The organism is Streptomyces gardneri, from assembly GCF_006539185.1.
In the GTDB taxonomy this organism is placed as follows: domain Bacteria; phylum Actinomycetota; class Actinomycetes; order Streptomycetales; family Streptomycetaceae; genus Streptomyces; species Streptomyces gardneri.
On sequence record NZ_BJMN01000013.1, the window covers coordinates 79,767 to 96,281 of the forward strand.

Here is a 16,515-nt window from a genome sequence, read left to right on the forward strand (position 1 = left end):
CACCGCCTCATGGCGGACCGAGACATCCAGCAAGCATCGACGCAGAAGATCCTGACACCGGGGTAATCCGTGAAAAAGCTCTCCGCACGACGACGCCATCCGCTGGCGGCGGTCGTCGTCCTCCTACTCGCGCTGGCGGCCACTGGGGGGCTGTACGCCGCGTTCGCGCCCGCGGGCACGGCGAAGGCCGATGAAACCGCCCAGTCCCTCGCGATCGAGGAGGGCAAGAAGCTCTACTCCGTCGGCTGCGCCAGCTGCCACGGAACCGGCGGTCAGGGCACCACTGACGGCCCGTCCCTGGTCGGCGTCGGCTCGGCCTCAGTCGACTTCCAGGTCGGCACGGGCCGCATGCCGGCCCAGCAGCCGGGCGCCCAGGTCCCGAAGAAGAAGGTCATCTACTCGCAGGCTGAGATCGATCAGCTCGCGGCGTACGTCGCCTCTCTCGGTGCCGGTCCGATCACGCCGACCGAGGCCCAGTACAACCCTGCCGGAGCCGACATCGCCAAGGGTGGCGAGCTGTTCCGCAGCAACTGTGCCCAGTGCCACAACTTCACCGGTGAGGGCGGCGCGCTGAGCAACGGCAAGTACGCCCCCAGCCTCGAAGGCGTGAGCCCGAAGCACCTCTACGAGGCCATGCAGACCGGCCCGCAGAACATGCCCTCCTTCCCGGACACGACCATGCCGGAGCAGGAGAAGAAGGACATCATCGCGTACGTCCAGGCCGTCAACGGCGAGAAGGCCGACAACCCGGGCGGTCTCTCGCTCGGTGGCCTCGGCCCCGTCTCCGAGGGTCTGTTCGCCTGGGTCTTCGGTCTGGGCGCGCTCATCGCAGTTGCCATCTGGGTCGCGGCCCACACCGCTAAGGCCAAGAAGTCATGAGTACCCAAGAGATTCCAGAAGAGAACCTGCCCGCGGGGCAGGACACCGCGCACGGCGCGGTGAAGGTCGCCGACGATCCGTTCGCCGACCCGGGCCTTCCGCCCCACAAGCCGCGCATCCAGGACATCGACGAGCGGGCCGCCCGCCGGTCCGAGCGTGCGGTCGCCTTCATGTTCGTGCTGTCGATGCTGGCCACTGTCGGCTTCATCGCCTCGTACGTGATCTTCCCGGTCGACAAGATCGTGTACATCTGGCCCTTCGGCCGGGTGTCCGCGCTCAACTTCGCCCTGGGGTGGACCCTCGGTCTCGCCCTCTTCTTCATCGGCGCGGGGGCGGTCCACTGGGCCCGCACCCTGATGTCCGACGTCGAGGTCGCCGACGAGCGTCACCCGATGGAGGCGTCGCCCGAGGTCAAGGCGAAGGTCATGGCGGACTTCGCGGCCGGTGCCGCCGAGTCCGGCTTCGGCCGCCGCAAGCTCATCCGCAACACGATGTTCGGTGCGCTGGCGCTCGTCCCGCTCTCCGGCGTGATGCTCCTGCGTGACATGGGTCCGCTGCCCGAGAAGAAGCTCCGGACCACCAAGTGGGCCCGCGGCAAGCAGCTGATCAACATGAACACGCACGAGCCGCTGCGTCCCGAGGACGTCGCGGTCGGTTCGCTGACCTTCGCGATGCCCGAGGGCATGTCGGAGCACGACCACGACTTCCAGGTCGAGATCGCCAAGGCCGCCCTGATGATCGTCCGGATCCAGCCGGAGGACATCAAGGACAAGCGCGAGCTCGAGTGGTCGCACGAGGGCGTCGTCGCCTTCTCGAAGATCTGCACCCACGTGGGTTGCCCGATCTCCCTGTACGAGCAGCAGACGCATCACGTGCTCTGCCCGTGCCACCAGTCCACCTTCGACCTCTCCGACGGCGCCCGCGTCATCTTCGGCCCGGCCGGTCACGCCCTCCCGCAGCTGCGGATCGGCGTGAACGACAAGGGCTTCCTGGAGGCGCTCGGCGACTTCGACGAGCCCGTCGGCCCTGCCTTCTGGGAGCGCGGATGAGCACCGTGACCGATACGACGAAGAAGGCGCCCGCCGGTGAGCGGGTCGCCGACTGGGCCGACGGCCGGCTGGGGATCTACACGCTGGCCAAGGCCAACATGCGGAAGATCTTCCCGGACCACTGGTCCTTCATGCTGGGCGAGATCTGCCTCTACAGCTTCCTCATCATCATCCTGACGGGCGTCTATCTGACGATGTTCTTCCACCCGTCGATGAACGAGGTGGAGTACGTCGGACCGTACGTCCCGCTCCAGGGACAGCTGATGTCCGAGGCGTTCAACTCGACCATGCACATCTCCTTCGAGGTGCGCGGTGGTCTGCTGATCCGGCAGATCCACCACTGGGCGGCGCTGATCTTCCTCGCCGGCATGTTCGTGCACATGATGCGCGTGTTCTTCACCGGTGCGTTCCGCAAGCCGCGTGAGATCAACTGGCTGTTCGGCTTCCTGCTGTTCTTCCTGGGCATGTTCACCGGTTTCACCGGTTACTCGCTCCCGGACGACCTGCTCTCCGGCACCGGTGTCCGCTTCATGCAGGGCGCGATCCTGTCGGTGCCGATCGTCGGCACCTACCTCTCGATGTTCCTGTTCGGCGGGGAGTTCCCCGGCGGCGACTTCGTGGCCCGGTTCTACTCGGCGCACGTGCTCCTGCTGCCCGGCATCATGCTGGGCCTGGTGGTCGCCCACCTCATCCTGGTGTTCGTGCACAAGCACACGCACTTCGAGGGTCCCGGCCGGACGAACAAGAACGTCGTCGGCATGCCGCTGCTGCCCGTGTACATGGCGAAGGCCGGAGGCTTCTTCTTCCTGGTCTTCGGTGTCATCGCGGTCATCTCGGCGATCGCCTCGATCAACCCGATCTGGGCCATCGGCCCGTACCGCCCGGACCAGGTGTCCACCGGCGCCCAGCCCGACTGGTACATGGGCTTCGCCGAAGGCCTGATCCGTGTCATGCCGGGCTGGGAGATCAACCTCTGGGGCCACACGCTGGTCCTGGGCGTGATGATCCCGCTGGCGATCTTCCCGGCGGTCCTCGCGGCCATCGCGGTCTACCCGTTCATCGAGTCCTGGATCACCGGCGACAAGCGCGAGCACCACATCGCGCAGCGCCCGCGCAACGCTCCGACGCGTACCGCCTTCGGTGTCGCCTGGATCACCGCGTACATGGTCATGCTCGTGGGTGGTGGAAACGACCTCTGGGCGACCCACTTCCACCTGTCGATCAACTCGATCACCTGGTTCGTGCGGATCTTCTTCTTCCTCGGCCCGGTCATCGCCTTCATCGTCACCAAGCGGATCTGCCTCGGCCTCCAGCGCCGCGACAAGGACAAGGTGCTGCACGGCCGCGAGTCGGGCATCATCAAGCGCCTGCCGCACGGTGAGTTCGTCGAGGTCCACGAGCCGCTCAGTCAGGGCCAGCTGCACCGCCTCACGGCGCACGAGCAGTACGAGCCCGCGGAGCTTCCGCCGGCCGTCGACGAGAACGGCGTGGAGCGCAAGATCGGCGCCATGGAGAAGCTCCGGGTCAAGCTCAACAAGGGCTACTACGGCGCGGACAACCAGATCGCCAAGCCCACCTCGGAGGAGTACAAGGAGATCCAGAGCGGCCACGGCCACCACTGATCCCCTGACCTTCCACTGATGTAGGTCGCCACGGTGAGAGCCCCGTCCATTCGATGGACGGGGCTCTTCGCCGTCCCTGGGGCTCGATAGGGTGAGTGTCGTTACCTGTTACGCGCGCAACAGACATGAGGAGCGGCCATGAGCGCTGTGCACCCCGCTGGAGGCGACTTCGCGGCGGGCCGCTCCTGGCCCGTCGTCCTGGACGGTCTCCTCTCCGGTCGCGACCAGAGCGCCGACGACACGGCCTGGGCGATGGACCGCATCCTCCGCGGCGAGGCCACCGACGCCCAGATCGCCGGCTTCGTCGTCGCCCTGCGGGCCAAGGGCGAGACCGTGGAGGAGATCACCGGTCTCGTCCGGACCATGTACGAGCACGCCAACACGATCGAGGTCCCCGGCCCCTCCGTCGACATCGTCGGCACCGGAGGCGACGGCGCCAAGACCGTCAACATCTCCACCATGTCGGCGATCGTCGTCGCCGGCACCGGAGCCAAGGTCGTCAAGCACGGCAACCGGGCCGCGTCCTCCGCGTCCGGTGCCTCCGACGTCCTGGAGAAGCTCGGCGTCAATCTGCAGCTGACCCCGAAGCGGGTCGTCGAGGTCGCGGAGGAGGCGGGGATCACCTTCTGCTTCGCGGTGAAGTTCCACCCCGCGCTGCGGCACGTCGCCACGGCCCGCAAGGAGCTGGGCATCCGGACCGTCTTCAACTTCCTGGGCCCGCTCACCAACCCCGCCCGGGTCAGGGCCCAGGCGACCGGTGTCGCCGACCCCCGGATGGCCCCCATCGTCGCCGGCGTCCTCGCGGATCGTGGTTCCTCCGCCCTCGTCTTCCGAGGCGACGACGGACTCGACGAGCTGACCACCACGGCCACCTCGCGGGTCTGGGTGGTCCGGGACGGCTCCGTGCGGGAGGAGGCCTTCGACCCCCGGGACGTGGGCATCGAGATCGTGCCGGTGGAGGCCCTGCGCGGCGCGGACGCCTCGTACAACGCCGACGTCGCCCGGCGGCTGCTCGCGGGGGAGACCGGGCCCGTACGGGACGCGGTGCTCCTGAACTCCGCGGCGGCGCTCACCGCCCTGGAACCGGGCGACGGCACCCTCGTGGAGCAGCTGCGGGCCGGCATGGCGAAGGCCGCGGAGGCGATCGACTCCGGTGCGGCCCGCGAGGCCCTGGAACGCTGGATCGCCGTCAGCAACGCGTAGTTCACCCCCGAGGCCCCGGTCCAGCATGCGGACCGGGGTCTTGCGCTTCCGCGATCATGTGGCAGGATGCATGCCAGGTCATGAGTGACAGCTACGAAGCCCCGGCTTGCTGTCCGGCAACCCTCCGTCCGTGGCGGGGTGCCCCGGGTGAAGACCAGGCCGTAGACAAAAAGGTCTACGGCAAGCGCGGGCCCCTCGACACACCAGGGGTCCTGGTCTCTCGAGGAGCTTTTTCCGTGAGCAAGCGAATGCGATAGGGCGAATCCGCCCCTACTTCACCCTCGGATCAGGGTCGCTTCCGCGTACCCCCGTGTCCTCCGAGGCATCACCCGTGCCCCGCCGTGTCCGGCCGCGTACGGGATTTCCGAAGCCATTCCGCACCGCCCGCCGGGAGATACCGCCATGTCCGCATACCCGAACACCGCTGTCGAGACCACTGGCTCCGAGTCCGCCGACCCCTGCTGCGCCGCCCCGCTTCCGGTCCTCGGCCGTGACGTCACCGTCCCGCTCGTCACCGGCGGCGAAGTGACCTACGCGGCGCTCGACTACGCCGCCAGCGCCCCGGCGCTCCAGCGGGTGTGGGACGACGTCGCCGCGTACGCCCCCTACTACGGCAGCGTCCACCGCGGCGCCGGCTACCTCTCCCAGCTCTCCACCGACCTCTTCGAGAACAGCCGCGTCACCGTCGCCGAGTTCCTCGACTGCCGCCCCGGCGACCAGGTCGTCTTCACCCGCTCCACCACCGACTCCCTCAACCTGCTCGCCCGGACCATCCCGTCCGGCTGCGAGGTCTTCGTCTTCGAGACCGAGCACCACGCCTCGCTGCTGCCCTGGCAGGACGCTCGCGTCACCTACCTGAACGCGCCCCGCACCCCCGCCCAGGCCGTCGAGACCCTGGAGCTCGCCCTCGCCGGGCGCGACCCCTACGGCCCGGCCCTCGTCTGCGTCACCGGCGCCTCCAACGTCACCGGTGAGCTGTGGCCGGTGAAGGAGCTCGCCGCCGCCGCGCACGCCCACGGCGCCCGGATCGTCCTCGACGCCGCCCAGCTCGCGCCCCACCACCCCGTCTCCGTACAGGAACTGGACGTGGACTGGGTCGCCTTCTCCGGGCACAAGCTGTACGCGCCCTTCGGCTCGGGCGTCCTCGCGGGCCGCTCCGACTGGCTCCAGGAGGCCGAGCCGTACCTCGCCGGCGGCGGCGCCTCCCGCAAGGTGGCGCGCCGCGCCGACGGCGGCGTGGACGTGGAGTGGCACACGACCGCGGCCCGCCACGAGGCCGGCTCCCCGAACGTCATCGGTGTCTACTCCATCGCCTCCGCCTGCAAGGCGCTCACCGAGGCCGGCTTCGACGAGCTCGTCGCCCGCGAGCAGCACCTGATCGACACGGTCCGCGCGGGGCTCGCCGAGGTTCCCGAGGTGAAGGTGCTCTCGCTCTTCGGCGACGACGCGCCCCGCGTCGGCGTCATCTCCTTCGTCGTGGAGGGCTGGAACAGCTCCCACTTCGCCGCCGCGCTCTCCGCCGAGTACGGCATCGGCGTCCGCGACGGTCTCTTCTGCGCCCACCCGCTGGTCCGCACCCTCCTCGGCAGCGACCCGCAGGACCCGGGCGAGTGCGGCGCCCCCGAGGCCGCGCCCGGCGAGCGCTCGCTCAACGCCATCCGGGTGAGCTTCGGCGCCGGTACGCCGGACGAGCACGTGGAGCGGTTCGTCGGCGCCGTGAAGGAGCTCGTCCGGGACGGCGCGCAGTGGAAGTACCGCACCGAGGACGGCCGCTGCGTCCCGGACCGCGGCTGATCACTCACTCGTACGGGTGAAGGGGGCCTCCCGATCGGGAGACCCCCTTCACTCATGACGCGTGCGCGGCCTCAGGACTCCAGGCCGATGGCGAAGGCCGCCTCCAGGTCGTGCTGGGAGTACGTGCGGAACGCCACGTGCGTGTCCGTGGCCTCGACGCCGGGAATCTTGCTGATGCTTCCCGGGATGACGTCCGCCAGGTCGTCGTGGCGCGGCACCCGCACCATGGCGATCAGGTCGTAGGTGCCGGTCACCGAGAAGACCTCGCTGACGCTGTCGAGCGCGGCGATCGACTCGGCGATCTCGGGGATGCGGTCCACGCTGGTCTTGATGAGCACGATCGCGGTGATCACGGCTGGCTTTCTCCCTCGGTCGCCGCGGCTGGTGCCTTCACTCTATCCCCACCCCGGTAGCGGCCCCAGGCGTAGAGGAAGCCGACGGAGAAGCCCACCACATGGGAGAGATAGGCGACGCCGGGCCCCGGTCCCGCCGCCCGCGCCGCCAGCCACTGGAGCACGAACCAGAAGATCAGCACGATCCAGGCGGGGAAGCGCAGCGGCAGGAAGAAGAGGAAGGGGAAGAGGCTGGTCACCCGGGAGCGCGGGAAGAGGAAGAGGAAGGCCCCGAGCACCCCGGAGATCGCCCCGGACGCCCCGACCAGCGTCTGCTCGCTGTTCGCGTGCGCCACCGCGTACCCGACGAGGGCGAGGTAGCCGGTGCCCAGGTAGAAGAGGCCGAACCCGACCGGACCCATGCGCTCCTCGGCCATCGCGCCGAAGACGTAGAGGAAGAGCATGTTACCCAGCAGGTGGAGCCAGCTGCCGTGGACGAAGAGCGCGGTGAACGGGGTGAGCAGGGCGCGGGGTTCGCCGCTCATCAGCTCGGCGGGGACCACGCCCCAGCGGCGGAAGTACGTGCCCTGGGCCGCCAGGAGCGCGTCGCCCGTGCCGTACACCGGGTTGAGACCGGAGACCGGGCTCACCGCGAAGAGCAGACAGCAGGCGGCGATCAGGCCGTAGGTCACCGTGGGGCCGCCGCGGGTGCCCCGCCAGGCGCCGAGAGCCGCCGCTCGCCAGTCGATCATGGACAGATCATGGCGTACCGGGGCCGAACTGGACAGAGTGCCTCGCCGTGTCCCGGCGCACCGACGAGGCCGTAGGGTAACGGGCAGTACGACAGCGGTTCGACGGCGCACCGCGGCTCCCGCACCTGGTACGACCCGACAGGAAGAAGGAACGGACCGATGACGACGGTTCCCCTGCCGACCGACGAGACCCGCTGGCGCTGCACGCTCTGCGGCAACCTGACCCGATTCGACGTGACCCGCTCCTCGAAGGTCGTGGAGTACGTCCATCTGGACCTCGCGGGTGACCCGACGGTCGAGGAGCGGCAGGTGGTCAGTGAGACCATCGAGTCGGTCCGCTGCCGCTGGTGCAACGCGGTGGACCAGATCGAACTGGTGGACAGGCCGGGCGCCGCCTCCTGAGGGACGGCGCGGACGACATAGGGGTGACGGATCGTGGAGCAGCCCGCGCACGGTGGAGAGCCGGCCGGCGCGGCAGGTGACGCTGCCGAGACGCTCGACCACCCACTGACGGAAGGCGTACGTCGGCGGGTCGTCGCGCTGGTCGCGGACGCCTTCGGCGGGCTGACCGTCGCGGAGCTGCCGGCCCCCCTGCGGCAGTACGCCCGGTTCACCGCGAGCCGGCGGGCCAAGTTCGCCGGCAACGCGATGGCGGCCGCCCTGGAGAGCGATCCGCTCTTCCGGCAGCGGATCGGCGAGCGCTTCAAGCAGGCCCAGCCCGAACTGGCCGGGGCCGTCGAGACGGGCACCCCGCCCGCCGCCGCGGACCCGGTCGACGTGGCCGCGGCCGCCTATGTGCTGCGTCCGGTCGGCTGGGTCAAGCTCGTGGCCGCCGCGGGCGAGGAGGCACTGCGGGCGGACGCCGAGCGGGCCGACGAGGCCGGACGGCGCGAGCTGGAGCGGCTGCGTGAGGAGCTCGCCACCGCCAGGGACCGCTCCCGCGGCGAGACGGAGCAGCTGCGCCACGATCTGGACGCCGCCCGGAAGGAAGCGGAATCGCTTCATCGCAAGCTGCGCAGCGCCCAGAGCGACGTGAAGCGCGGCGAGGCCGCGATGCGCCGCGCGCAGGGCGAGATCGACGCGGCGCGGGCGGAGGCGGCGGCCCAGGTGTCGGCCGCCGAGAGCGAGAGCCGGCGGCTCAAGGCCCGGCTCGGCGAGGTCGAGGCGGCACTGGAGGCGAGCCGCAGGACCGCCCGCGAGGGCCGCTCGGTGGAGGACATGCGGCTGCGGCTGCTGCTCGACACGGTCCTGGACGCGGCTCAGGGGCTGCGGCGCGAACTGGCGCTGCCGCCCGTCTCCGTGCTCCCGGCGGACACTGTGGACGCGGTGGAGCCGGGGCGGATGTCCCCGAAGGACATCGCGGCGCGGGCGCTCTCCGAGACCGACCCGGCCCTGCTCGACCAGCTGCTCGCGCTGCCCCAGGCCCATCTGGTCGTCGACGGCTACAACGTCACCAAGACCGGTTATCCGACGATGCCGTTGGAGAAGCAGCGGCTGCGGCTGCTCGGGAGCCTGTCGGCCCTCGCGGCCCGTTCGGGCGCCGAGGTCACGTGTGTCTTCGACGGGGCGGAGCTGGCGGCCCCGGTGCTGCTCGCGCCGCCGCGCGGGGTGCGGGTGCTCTTCTCCAAGCCCGGTGTCACGGCCGACGAGTTGATCCGGCAGCTGGTCCGGGCCGAGCCGCCGGGGCGGCCCGTGGTGGTGGTCTCCACCGACCGCGAGGTGGCCGACGGTGTCGCGAAGGCGGGGGCGCGGCCGGTGGCGTCCGCCTTGTTGCTGAAGCGGCTTTCGCGGCTCTCGTAGCGACCTCGTAACTCCTGGGCGGTATGCCCGAATTCTGGATGGCACACCGTCAAGTGGCCATCACTGGCCGTGGGGTGCGTGTGAATAAAGTGCTGCGCGAGCGATATTTTTGCCGGTGGGATTTGAACTGATCACAACTTGGTCACTAGGGTCAGGGCTCGAACCTTCGCACGGTCGATCACTCATCCGGGGTGGCGGCGGAGGAACCGCCTGCCTCTCAACCGGTCGGGCGGCTCTGAGGAAGAAGGAGATCGCCTTCGTGGCGTCCCACCGTCGACCCAAGCAGCCGAGCCGGGCCCGTGTGACCGTGCTCACCGCGGCCGCGGCCGCCGCCGTAGCCCTCTCCGCCCAGTCCGGAGCCCAGGCGGCCCCCAAGCCCAAGATCGACGAGGTCAAGTCCAAGGTCGACGCGCTGCACCACGAGGCCGAAGAGGCCACGGAGCAGTACAACCAGGCCGAAGAGCGCCGGGGCAAGCTGCAGGACGAGATCGGCAACCTCCAGGACAAGGTGGCCCGCGGTCAGCAGGAGCTCAACACCCTGCGCGACCAGATCGGTTCGGTCGCCAGCGCCCAGTACCGCTCCGGCGGCATCGACCCGGCGCTCCAGCTCTTCCTCTCCGCCGACCCGGACACCTACCTCGACAAGGCGTCCGCGATCGACCAGCTGAGCGCCCAGCAGGCCGACGTCCTCACCTCGATCCAGGCCAAGCAGCGGACCCTCGCGCAGCAGCGCGCCGAGGCGACCACGAAGCTCGCCGACCTCGAGGACGTCCGCAAGACCCTCGGTGCCAAGAAGAAGAAGTTCCAGGGCAAGCTCGCCGAGGCGCAGAAGCTCCTCAACACCCTCACGGCGGCCGAGAAGGCCAAGCTGGAGCAGGAGGAGCGGGCGAAGGAGCAGCGCGCCAGCCGCGCCGCCGGCGAGCGGATCGACCTCGGCAACGAGGCCCCCGCGAGCGGCCTCGGCGCCGCCGCGCTCGCCGCCGCCGCCACCCGCCAGGGCATGCCGTACCAGTCCGGCCACGAGGGCCCCACGTCCTTCGACTGCTCCGGTCTGACCCAGTGGGCCTACGGCCAGGCCGGTGCCAGGCTCAGCCGCGTCACCTACACCCAGCAGAACGACGGCACGAAGATCGGCCGCAGTCAGCTCAAGCCGGGCGACCTGGTCTTCTTCAACGGCCTGTCGCACGTGGGTCTGTACGCGGGCAACAACACGATCCTCCACGCTCCCAAGCCGGGCGCCAGCGTCCGCTACGAGTCGATGAACTACATGGGCACGTTCCAGTTCGGTGTCCGCATCGGAGGCTGACACGCCCCGCCCCGGCATGCCGCCCAAACGGGTGGTTCGCCCGGACCCGCGCTGACCTGACGCCCCGCCGGTGACCTGTGTTCTCCGGCGGGGCGTCACTTTGTGTGCCCGTCGGCTTCGTTGGACACGGCGTGATCAGCGGCTACTGTCTGCCGCGCCAGTCTGCGTCGAGCCGAACGGAGCGCGATTAGTGGCGTCCCACCGCCGACCCGCGAGGGTCACCGTCCTGACCGCAGCCGCCGCGGCCACCGCGGCGGCGTCCCTCGGGGCCGTCCCCGCGAGCGCCGACCCGGGGCCCGGCGACAGCGCCGCCACCCGGGCCACGGTCGACCGCCTCTTCGAGGAGGCCGAGAAGGCCACCGAGGGCTACAACAAGGCGGACGAGAAGACGGACGCGCTGCGCAGGACGGTCTCCCGGGCGCAGGACGGACTCGCCCGGGGCCAGGACCGCATCAACCACATGCGGGGCGCCCTCGGCTCGGTCGCCGGGGCCCAGTACCGCTCCGGCGGCATCGACCCCGCCCTCGCGCTGCTGCTCTCCTCCGACCCGGACAGCTACCTCGAACGCGCCTCCGCCCTCGACCGCGTCACCGCCCGGCAGGGCGTCGCGCTCGGCGAACTGCGGCGGGAGCAGCGCCGGCTGAACCAGAAGCGGGACGAGGCGCGCACCGCCCTCGCCGAGCTGGAGCGCAGCCGGGCCGACGTCGCCCGCCACAAGCGCGCCGTCGAGCGCAAGCTCGCCGAGGCCCGCCGGATCCTCGCCTCCCTCACCGTCGCGGAGCGCGCCGACTACGACCGGGCCTCCCGCTCCGGCGGGCGCGCGGAGGAGCTGCCGCCCCTCGCCGACCTCGCCCCCGGCTCCTCCCGGGCCTCCGCCGCGGTGATCGCCGCCCGCAGCGCGATCGGCAAGCCGTACGTGTGGGGGGCGACCGGGCCCTCCGGCTTCGACTGCTCGGGCCTGATGGTCTGGTCGTACCGGCAGGCCGGGATCAGCTTGCCGCGCACCTCCCAGGGCCAGCGGCACGCGGGCCGGCAGGTGCCGCTCTCGCAGGCGCAGCCCGGCGACCTGGTCACGTACCGCGGCGACGCCAGCCATGTGGGGATCTACGCGGGCAACGGTCAGGTCATCCACGCGCCCTACCCGGGGGCGCGGGTCCGCTACGACCCGGTGAACATGATGTCGAACGTGACGGTGACGCGGGTCTGAGGCCGGGGCGGGGCGCCGATCCCGCCGTACCGGAAGCGGCACCGGCCCGTCCGACCGTACGATTTGAGGCGTGGCAGGTCAGGGGTGTGGAGCGAGGCGGCCGGCCGTGGCCTGTCTGCTCGTCCTGCTGCTCACGCTCACGGCGCTCGCCGGCTGCTCGGCGGGCAGCCCCGGCACCGCGGCCACGTCCGCGGTGTCCCGGGAGATACAGACGCTCCTCGACGCGCACGCCAGGGCGCTCCTCGACCGTGACGAGGCCTCCTTCCGGGCCGCCCTCGACCCCGCGTACGCGCCGACCGCCCTGACCGGGTTCCGGCGGCTCGCGCAGGTGCCGCTCGACGACTGGACGTACAGGGTCACCGGGATCGACCGCACCGGCGACGACCGGGTCACCGCGCGCACCGAGCTCGGCTACCGGCTGCGGGGCCACGACAGGGGGCCCGTCACCAGCGGCCGCGTCCTGGACCTGGCCGAGCGGGACGGACGCTGGTACGTGACCGGTGACCGGCCCGCGGAGGGCGCGCCCCGGCAGCTCTGGGAGCAGGGGGACGTCACCGCGGTCCGGGGGGCCCGCTCGCTGGTCCTCGGCGTCGGCCAGGACCCGGTGCGGCTCCGGGCGATCGCCGCGGCCGCCGACCGGGCGGTCCCCGCCGTGAGCGCGGCCTGGCCCTCGGAGTGGGCCCGCGAGGTCGTCGTCCTCGTCCCCGGTTCGCTGGACGCGATGGGCGGCCTCCTCGGGGCGCCGGGCAGCTCCTACCGGGGCATCGCCGCCGTCACCACGGGGGAGACGGCGGGCGGGGCGGACGCGCCCGCGGATCGGGTCATCGTCAACCCCGAGGCGTACGGCGCCCTCGGCGACTTCGGCCGGCAGCTGGTCCTCACCCACGAGACGGTCCATGTCGCCACCCGGGCCCACACCTCCGCGTCCACCCCGGTCTGGCTCTCCGAGGGCTTCGCCGACTGGGCCGCCTACCGGGGCACCGGCCGGACACCCGCCCAGGCGGCCCCCGAGCTGGCCCGCGCGGTCCGTGCGGGCGAGCTGCCCGCCCGGCTCCCGGAGGACGCGGACTTCGGCTTCGGCGGCGACGCGGAGGCGCTCGCCCGGGCCTACGAGGGCGGCTGGCTGGCGTGCGCGCTGATCGCGGAGCGCTGGGGCGAGAAGGAGCTGACGGAGTTCTACCGCGCGGTGGGGGCGCACCCGGGCCGGGACGGCGCGGTGGAGAAGGCGCTCCAGGAGGTCCTGGACACCACGCCGGAGGAGTTCACGGCCGCGTGGCGGACGTACCTGGGGGAGCGGCTCGGCTGACGCGCTCCGCGCGCGCGTCCAGTTCGGCGAGGGCCTCCGTCAGCCAGGCCTTCTCCTCCGTGCCCGTCGCGCGGGCGATCCGCAGCATCCCCCGGCGGAAGAGGTCGGACTCCTCCTCGGCGCGCACCGGAGTCCCGCCCTCGTAGAAGAAGCTGGCCGGGGCGGTGAGGAACTCCTGGCGGCGGCGGAGGACGGCCGCCTGGTCCGCCGGGTCGGGGAGGTGGCCGAGGAAGGCGAGCAGGGTGAAGAAGCGCTGGCCGTCGGTGATCTCGGCGTCCTTGGGGGCGCGCAGCCGGGCGAGCAGCTCCTGGCGTCCCTCGGGGGTGAGCGAGAGCGTGCGGCGCGGGGCGGCGCTCGCGCCGGGTTCCGTACGGCTGTCGACCAGGCCGTTCTTCACCAGGCGGGTGATCGCCGGGTAGAGGGCGCCGTCGCTGACCGGGCGGACGTGGCCGCTCAGGCCCTGGATGCGCTCCTTCAGCTCGTACCCGTGCAGCGGCTTCTCGTACAGGAAGCCCAGGATCGACAGCTCCAGCACCGGGGGCCCTCCTTCGCGCTTGTCGTGGGACCGGCCGCCATGCTACCTCTTTTCGAGGTGCCTCTATTCGAGGTACATCGAAAAGAGGGGGGACTCTTTCGCATGTCCGAACACCGCCGCACACTCGTCCGGCTCGCCCGCCCGGTGTACTTCGAACTCCTCGCCGGAGTCGCCGCGGGCGTCATCAACATGGTCTGGGTCGCCCGGCTCGGCGCGGACGCGGTCGCCGCCGTCGCCGTCGCCACCAACGTCGAGAACCTCCTCCTCGGCGTCGTGCTCCTCGCCGGATCCGGCACCACCGTGCTCGTCGCCCGCGCCCGGGGAGCCGGCGACCCGGGCGGCGTCCGCGCCGCCGTCCGCGGCGGCACCGCCCTCTGCGCGCTGCTCGTGCCGCCCGTCGCGCTCGGCGGATACCTGCTGCGCGAACCGCTCGCCGCCCTGCTCCTCGGCGGCCCGGGCCATCCCGCCCACGCCCTGGCCACCGCCTACTTCGCGATCTCGCTCCCCGGCACGGCCGTCTTCTTCGCCACGAACGTCCTCGACGGAATCCTCAAGGGCGCCGGAGACACCCGCACCCCCATGCGGCTCGCCTTCCTCGCCAACGGACTGATCCTCGTCCTCGACCCGCTGCTCATCCACGCCCACGGAGTGGCGGGCGCCGCCCTCGCCACCGTCATCGGCCGGACCGTCGCCCTCGCCGCAGGGCTGCTCGTCCTGCGCCGCACCGCCCTGCTCAAGGCGGCGCGCACCACCCGGCCCGCCCTGTCGACCGCCGCCGCCCTGCGCCGTACCGCCACCACCGGGCTGCCCATGTCCGTGGACTTCACCGTCCGGATGACCGGAGCGCTCGCGCTCGTCTCGGTCGTCGCCCGGCTCGGCGTCACCGAGACCGCCGCCTACGGCATCGCCACCAAGGCCATGTACGTCGCGACGATGGCCTTCTACGCCGTCCGGCAGGCCGCCGCGATCCACACGGCGCACCTCCTCGGCGCCCTGGGGACACCCGCCGCCCCCCAGCGGGCCGGCGGCGAGGGGAACAAGGGGAACGAGGAGCGGCAGGCCGTCGCGCGGCAGGCCCTCGTCCTCGCCGCAGTCCTCGGCGCGACCGCCGCCGTACTGCTGCTCCTCGGCGCCGGACCGGTCATGCGGGCCTTCGGCGCCGAGCCGGCGGTGGCGGAGGCGGGCGCGCTCTTCCTGCGCTGCCTCGGCCCCTACCTGCTGCTCATGGCCTGCTTCATCGGGGTCGCCGGGGTCTTCGAGGGCAGTGGGGCCGGTCCGTACCTCGCCCGGATCACCATCGCCGGCGTCCTCGTCCAACTGCCGCTCGCCTACGCCCTGTCAGGACTCGGGCTCGCCGGGATCTGTGTGGCCATGGCCCTCGCCATGGCCGTGCAGTGCGCGGCCCTCGGCCTGCTGCACCGCCGCGGCACCGGCTCTCAGAAGGAGCCGGACAGGGCCTTCTCGCGCTCCGGCTGAACCGCCTGCGCGGGGATGGCGACCTCGGTGAGACGAGGCTCGGTCACCGTCTGGCGCCACAGGATCCGGCAGGCGATCAGCGCGGCGGCGATCAGCATGCCGTTCCGCGTGAACAGCACCGCGATGCCCAGCGGATCGCTCCGCGTCACGTGCGAGAACCACACCGGGAACTCGAAATGCGTCACCGCCGTCGCCCAGATCACCAGGTACACGGGGACCCGCATCCGGCTCGACCGGTAGGCCAGGCAGACCGCGCCCAGACCGACCAGCCACAGCATGTACTGGGGGGAGAGCACCCGGCTCGTCACCGTGAACAGCAGTACGGCCACGAAGGCCGCGTCCGCCACCGTCGACGAGACGAAGCGGCGGGAGCGGATCCGCCACAGCAGCAGCCAGCCGAAGGCGGCGATGGTGAGCGCGAGCGCGGCGGTGGAGACCGCGGAGACGTACGGGCCGAGGAACTCGATCGAGCCGTAGTTCATCCGCGCCTCGCCCTCCCAGCCGAAGTGCCGGACGACGTGGAAGACCATCGCGCCCAGCGACTCGACCTCGGTGCCCCGGTCGCGCTGGAAGGAGAGGAAGGCCAGCGCCCCCGGCATCCACAGCACGCACAGCAGCAGGACGGCGGCCGCCGCGCCCGCCGCCGTCGACCAGGCGCGGAAGGTCGCGCGGCCCTTGGCGGTGCCCACCAGGATCAGCGCGGGCCACACCTTCAGGACCGCGCCGAAGCCGGCGAGGGCGCCGAGGACGCGCGGGCTCCGGCCGGCCGCGAGCAGCCCCGCCACCGCGACGGCGGTCACCATCACGTCGTACCGGGCGTACGCGGTCGGACCGAGCAGCGGGACGCCGGCGAGCCACATCCAGGCACCGTCGAGCCTCCGGCCCGCGCGGCGGCCCGTGCGCACGAGCAGCCCGAAGACGAACGCGTCGCAGAGGAAGGCGAGGACGAAGAAGGCCGACGCGTAGTCGAGGAACGGCAGCAGCCCGGGCGCGAGGATCGGGAAGGCCGCGGCCGGCGGGTACTGCCACGTGACGTCGTCCAGCGGGTACGTGCCCGTCCGCAGGACCTCGTACCAGCCCTGGTAGATGTTCGAGACGTCGAAGGTGATGTCCGGCCCGGGGACGACCACGACCTTGAAGACACAGATCAGCAGGATGACCCTGGTGAGAGCCCAGAGAGAGAGCGGAAGCCGCAGACTCGTGAGTGAACCGTTCTTCACTGCCCCGCCCGTCATCGCTGAATCGTCCTTGTCC

General features: G+C 71.5%; 15 protein-coding genes and 1 riboswitch. Of the genes, 11 read left to right on the forward strand and 4 right to left on the reverse strand.

Annotated features, from left to right (window positions below):
- Nucleotides 1–69: 69 nt before the first annotated feature.
- The 5 genes from qcrC to SGA01_RS11330 all read left to right on the forward strand — a co-directional run bounded on the left by qcrC (nt 70) and on the right by SGA01_RS11330 (nt 6,547).
- Nucleotides 70–879 (forward strand): cytochrome bc1 complex diheme cytochrome c subunit, encoded by an 810-nt coding sequence (gene qcrC / locus SGA01_RS11310; protein ID WP_055643995.1) that lies wholly within the window; start codon nt 70–72, stop codon nt 877–879.
- A complete protein-coding gene (gene qcrA, locus SGA01_RS11315; protein ID WP_141296087.1) occupies nt 876–1,928 on the forward strand; it encodes a cytochrome bc1 complex Rieske iron-sulfur subunit in 1,053 nt (350 codons plus the stop codon). The genes qcrC and qcrA overlap by 4 nt, the downstream gene beginning before the upstream one ends.
- Nucleotides 1,925–3,550 (forward strand): cytochrome bc1 complex cytochrome b subunit, encoded by a 1,626-nt coding sequence (qcrB, locus tag SGA01_RS11320; RefSeq protein WP_141296090.1) that lies wholly within the window; start codon nt 1,925–1,927, stop codon nt 3,548–3,550. The genes qcrA and qcrB overlap by 4 nt, the downstream gene beginning before the upstream one ends.
- Nucleotides 3,551–3,688: 138 nt before the next feature.
- Nucleotides 3,689–4,753, forward strand: a complete 1,065-nt coding sequence (gene trpD / locus SGA01_RS11325) for an anthranilate phosphoribosyltransferase (RefSeq protein ID WP_141296092.1) — start codon at nt 3,689–3,691, stop codon at nt 4,751–4,753.
- A 76-nt stretch (nt 4,754–4,829) separates the two neighbouring features.
- Nucleotides 4,830–4,946: riboswitch (SAM riboswitch) on the forward strand.
- Nucleotides 4,947–5,155: 209 nt separating this feature from the next.
- Entirely contained in the window at nt 5,156–6,547 is a 1,392-nt protein-coding gene (locus SGA01_RS11330; protein ID WP_141296095.1) for an aminotransferase class V-fold PLP-dependent enzyme, read from the forward strand.
- Between the two features lie 71 nt (nt 6,548–6,618).
- Here the strand turns inward: SGA01_RS11330 and SGA01_RS11335 are convergent, their stop codons facing one another.
- Nucleotides 6,619–6,900 carry an Lrp/AsnC family transcriptional regulator gene (locus SGA01_RS11335; RefSeq protein ID WP_030205672.1) on the reverse strand — a complete coding sequence of 94 codons (282 nt, stop codon included), beginning with the start codon at nt 6,898–6,900 and terminating at the stop codon, nt 6,619–6,621.
- Nucleotides 6,897–7,631, reverse strand: a complete 735-nt coding sequence (locus tag SGA01_RS11340; protein WP_141296098.1) for a rhomboid family intramembrane serine protease — start codon at nt 7,629–7,631, stop codon at nt 6,897–6,899. The genes SGA01_RS11335 and SGA01_RS11340 overlap by 4 nt, the downstream gene beginning before the upstream one ends.
- A 159-nt stretch (nt 7,632–7,790) precedes the next feature.
- Between SGA01_RS11340 and SGA01_RS11345 the strand changes: the two genes are divergently transcribed.
- From SGA01_RS11345 to SGA01_RS11365, 5 genes are all read left to right on the forward strand, one after another.
- Complete coding sequence (locus SGA01_RS11345) at nt 7,791–8,033, forward strand: hypothetical protein (RefSeq protein ID WP_055644001.1); 243 nt, start codon at nt 7,791–7,793, stop codon at nt 8,031–8,033.
- Nucleotides 8,034–8,066: 33 nt separating this feature from the next.
- Nucleotides 8,067–9,431 (forward strand): NYN domain-containing protein, encoded by a 1,365-nt coding sequence (locus tag SGA01_RS11350; RefSeq protein WP_055644002.1) that lies wholly within the window; start codon nt 8,067–8,069, stop codon nt 9,429–9,431.
- Nucleotides 9,432–9,690: 259 nt separating this feature from the next.
- Nucleotides 9,691–10,737: a C40 family peptidase gene (locus SGA01_RS11355; RefSeq protein ID WP_141296101.1), complete on the forward strand. Its 1,047-nt coding sequence runs from the start codon at nt 9,691–9,693 to the stop codon at nt 10,735–10,737.
- Between the two features lie 190 nt (nt 10,738–10,927).
- The gene (locus tag SGA01_RS11360) at nt 10,928–11,944 is read left to right on the forward strand and encodes a C40 family peptidase (protein ID WP_141296104.1); all 1,017 of its coding nucleotides are present in this window, start codon (nt 10,928–10,930) and stop codon (nt 11,942–11,944) included.
- A 115-nt stretch (nt 11,945–12,059) separates the two neighbouring features.
- The gene (locus tag SGA01_RS11365; RefSeq protein WP_371866021.1) at nt 12,060–13,250 is read left to right on the forward strand and encodes a hypothetical protein; all 1,191 of its coding nucleotides are present in this window, start codon (nt 12,060–12,062) and stop codon (nt 13,248–13,250) included.
- On the opposite strand, the gene SGA01_RS11370 is transcribed toward SGA01_RS11365, so the two are convergent.
- Nucleotides 13,207–13,785 carry a PadR family transcriptional regulator gene (locus tag SGA01_RS11370; RefSeq protein ID WP_141296110.1) on the reverse strand — a complete coding sequence of 193 codons (579 nt, stop codon included), beginning with the start codon at nt 13,783–13,785 and terminating at the stop codon, nt 13,207–13,209. The two genes, SGA01_RS11365 and SGA01_RS11370, sit on opposite strands and share 44 nt — an antisense overlap.
- 102 nt (nt 13,786–13,887) lie before the next feature.
- Here SGA01_RS11370 and SGA01_RS11375 point away from each other — a divergent pair, with 102 nt between their 5' ends.
- Nucleotides 13,888–15,261 (forward strand): MATE family efflux transporter, encoded by a 1,374-nt coding sequence (locus SGA01_RS11375; protein ID WP_141296113.1) that lies wholly within the window; start codon nt 13,888–13,890, stop codon nt 15,259–15,261.
- Here the strand turns inward: SGA01_RS11375 and SGA01_RS11380 are convergent.
- Nucleotides 15,222–16,496, reverse strand: coding sequence for a glycosyltransferase 87 family protein (locus SGA01_RS11380; protein ID WP_141296116.1), 1,275 nt, complete (start codon nt 16,494–16,496; stop codon nt 15,222–15,224). The genes SGA01_RS11375 and SGA01_RS11380 overlap by 40 nt on opposite strands.
- Between the last annotated feature and the right edge of the window lie 19 nt (nt 16,497–16,515).

Coding starts and splice junctions, on each gene's coding strand:
- SGA01_RS11330 (WP_141296095.1), top strand. CDS start 5,156: ATGTCCGCATACCCGAACACCGCTGTCGAGACCACTGGCTCCGAGTCC.
- SGA01_RS11345 (WP_055644001.1), top strand. CDS start 7,791: ATGACGACGGTTCCCCTGCCGACCGACGAGACCCGCTGGCGCTGCACG.
- SGA01_RS11375 (WP_141296113.1), top strand. CDS start 13,888: ATGTCCGAACACCGCCGCACACTCGTCCGGCTCGCCCGCCCGGTGTAC.
- SGA01_RS11380 (WP_141296116.1), bottom strand. CDS start 16,496: ATGACGGGCGGGGCAGTGAAGAACGGTTCACTCACGAGTCTGCGGCTT.
- trpD (WP_141296092.1), top strand. CDS start 3,689: ATGAGCGCTGTGCACCCCGCTGGAGGCGACTTCGCGGCGGGCCGCTCC.
- SGA01_RS11340 (WP_141296098.1), bottom strand. CDS start 7,631: ATGATCGACTGGCGAGCGGCGGCTCTCGGCGCCTGGCGGGGCACCCGC.
- qcrB (WP_141296090.1), top strand. CDS start 1,925: ATGAGCACCGTGACCGATACGACGAAGAAGGCGCCCGCCGGTGAGCGG.
- qcrA (WP_141296087.1), top strand. CDS start 876: ATGAGTACCCAAGAGATTCCAGAAGAGAACCTGCCCGCGGGGCAGGAC.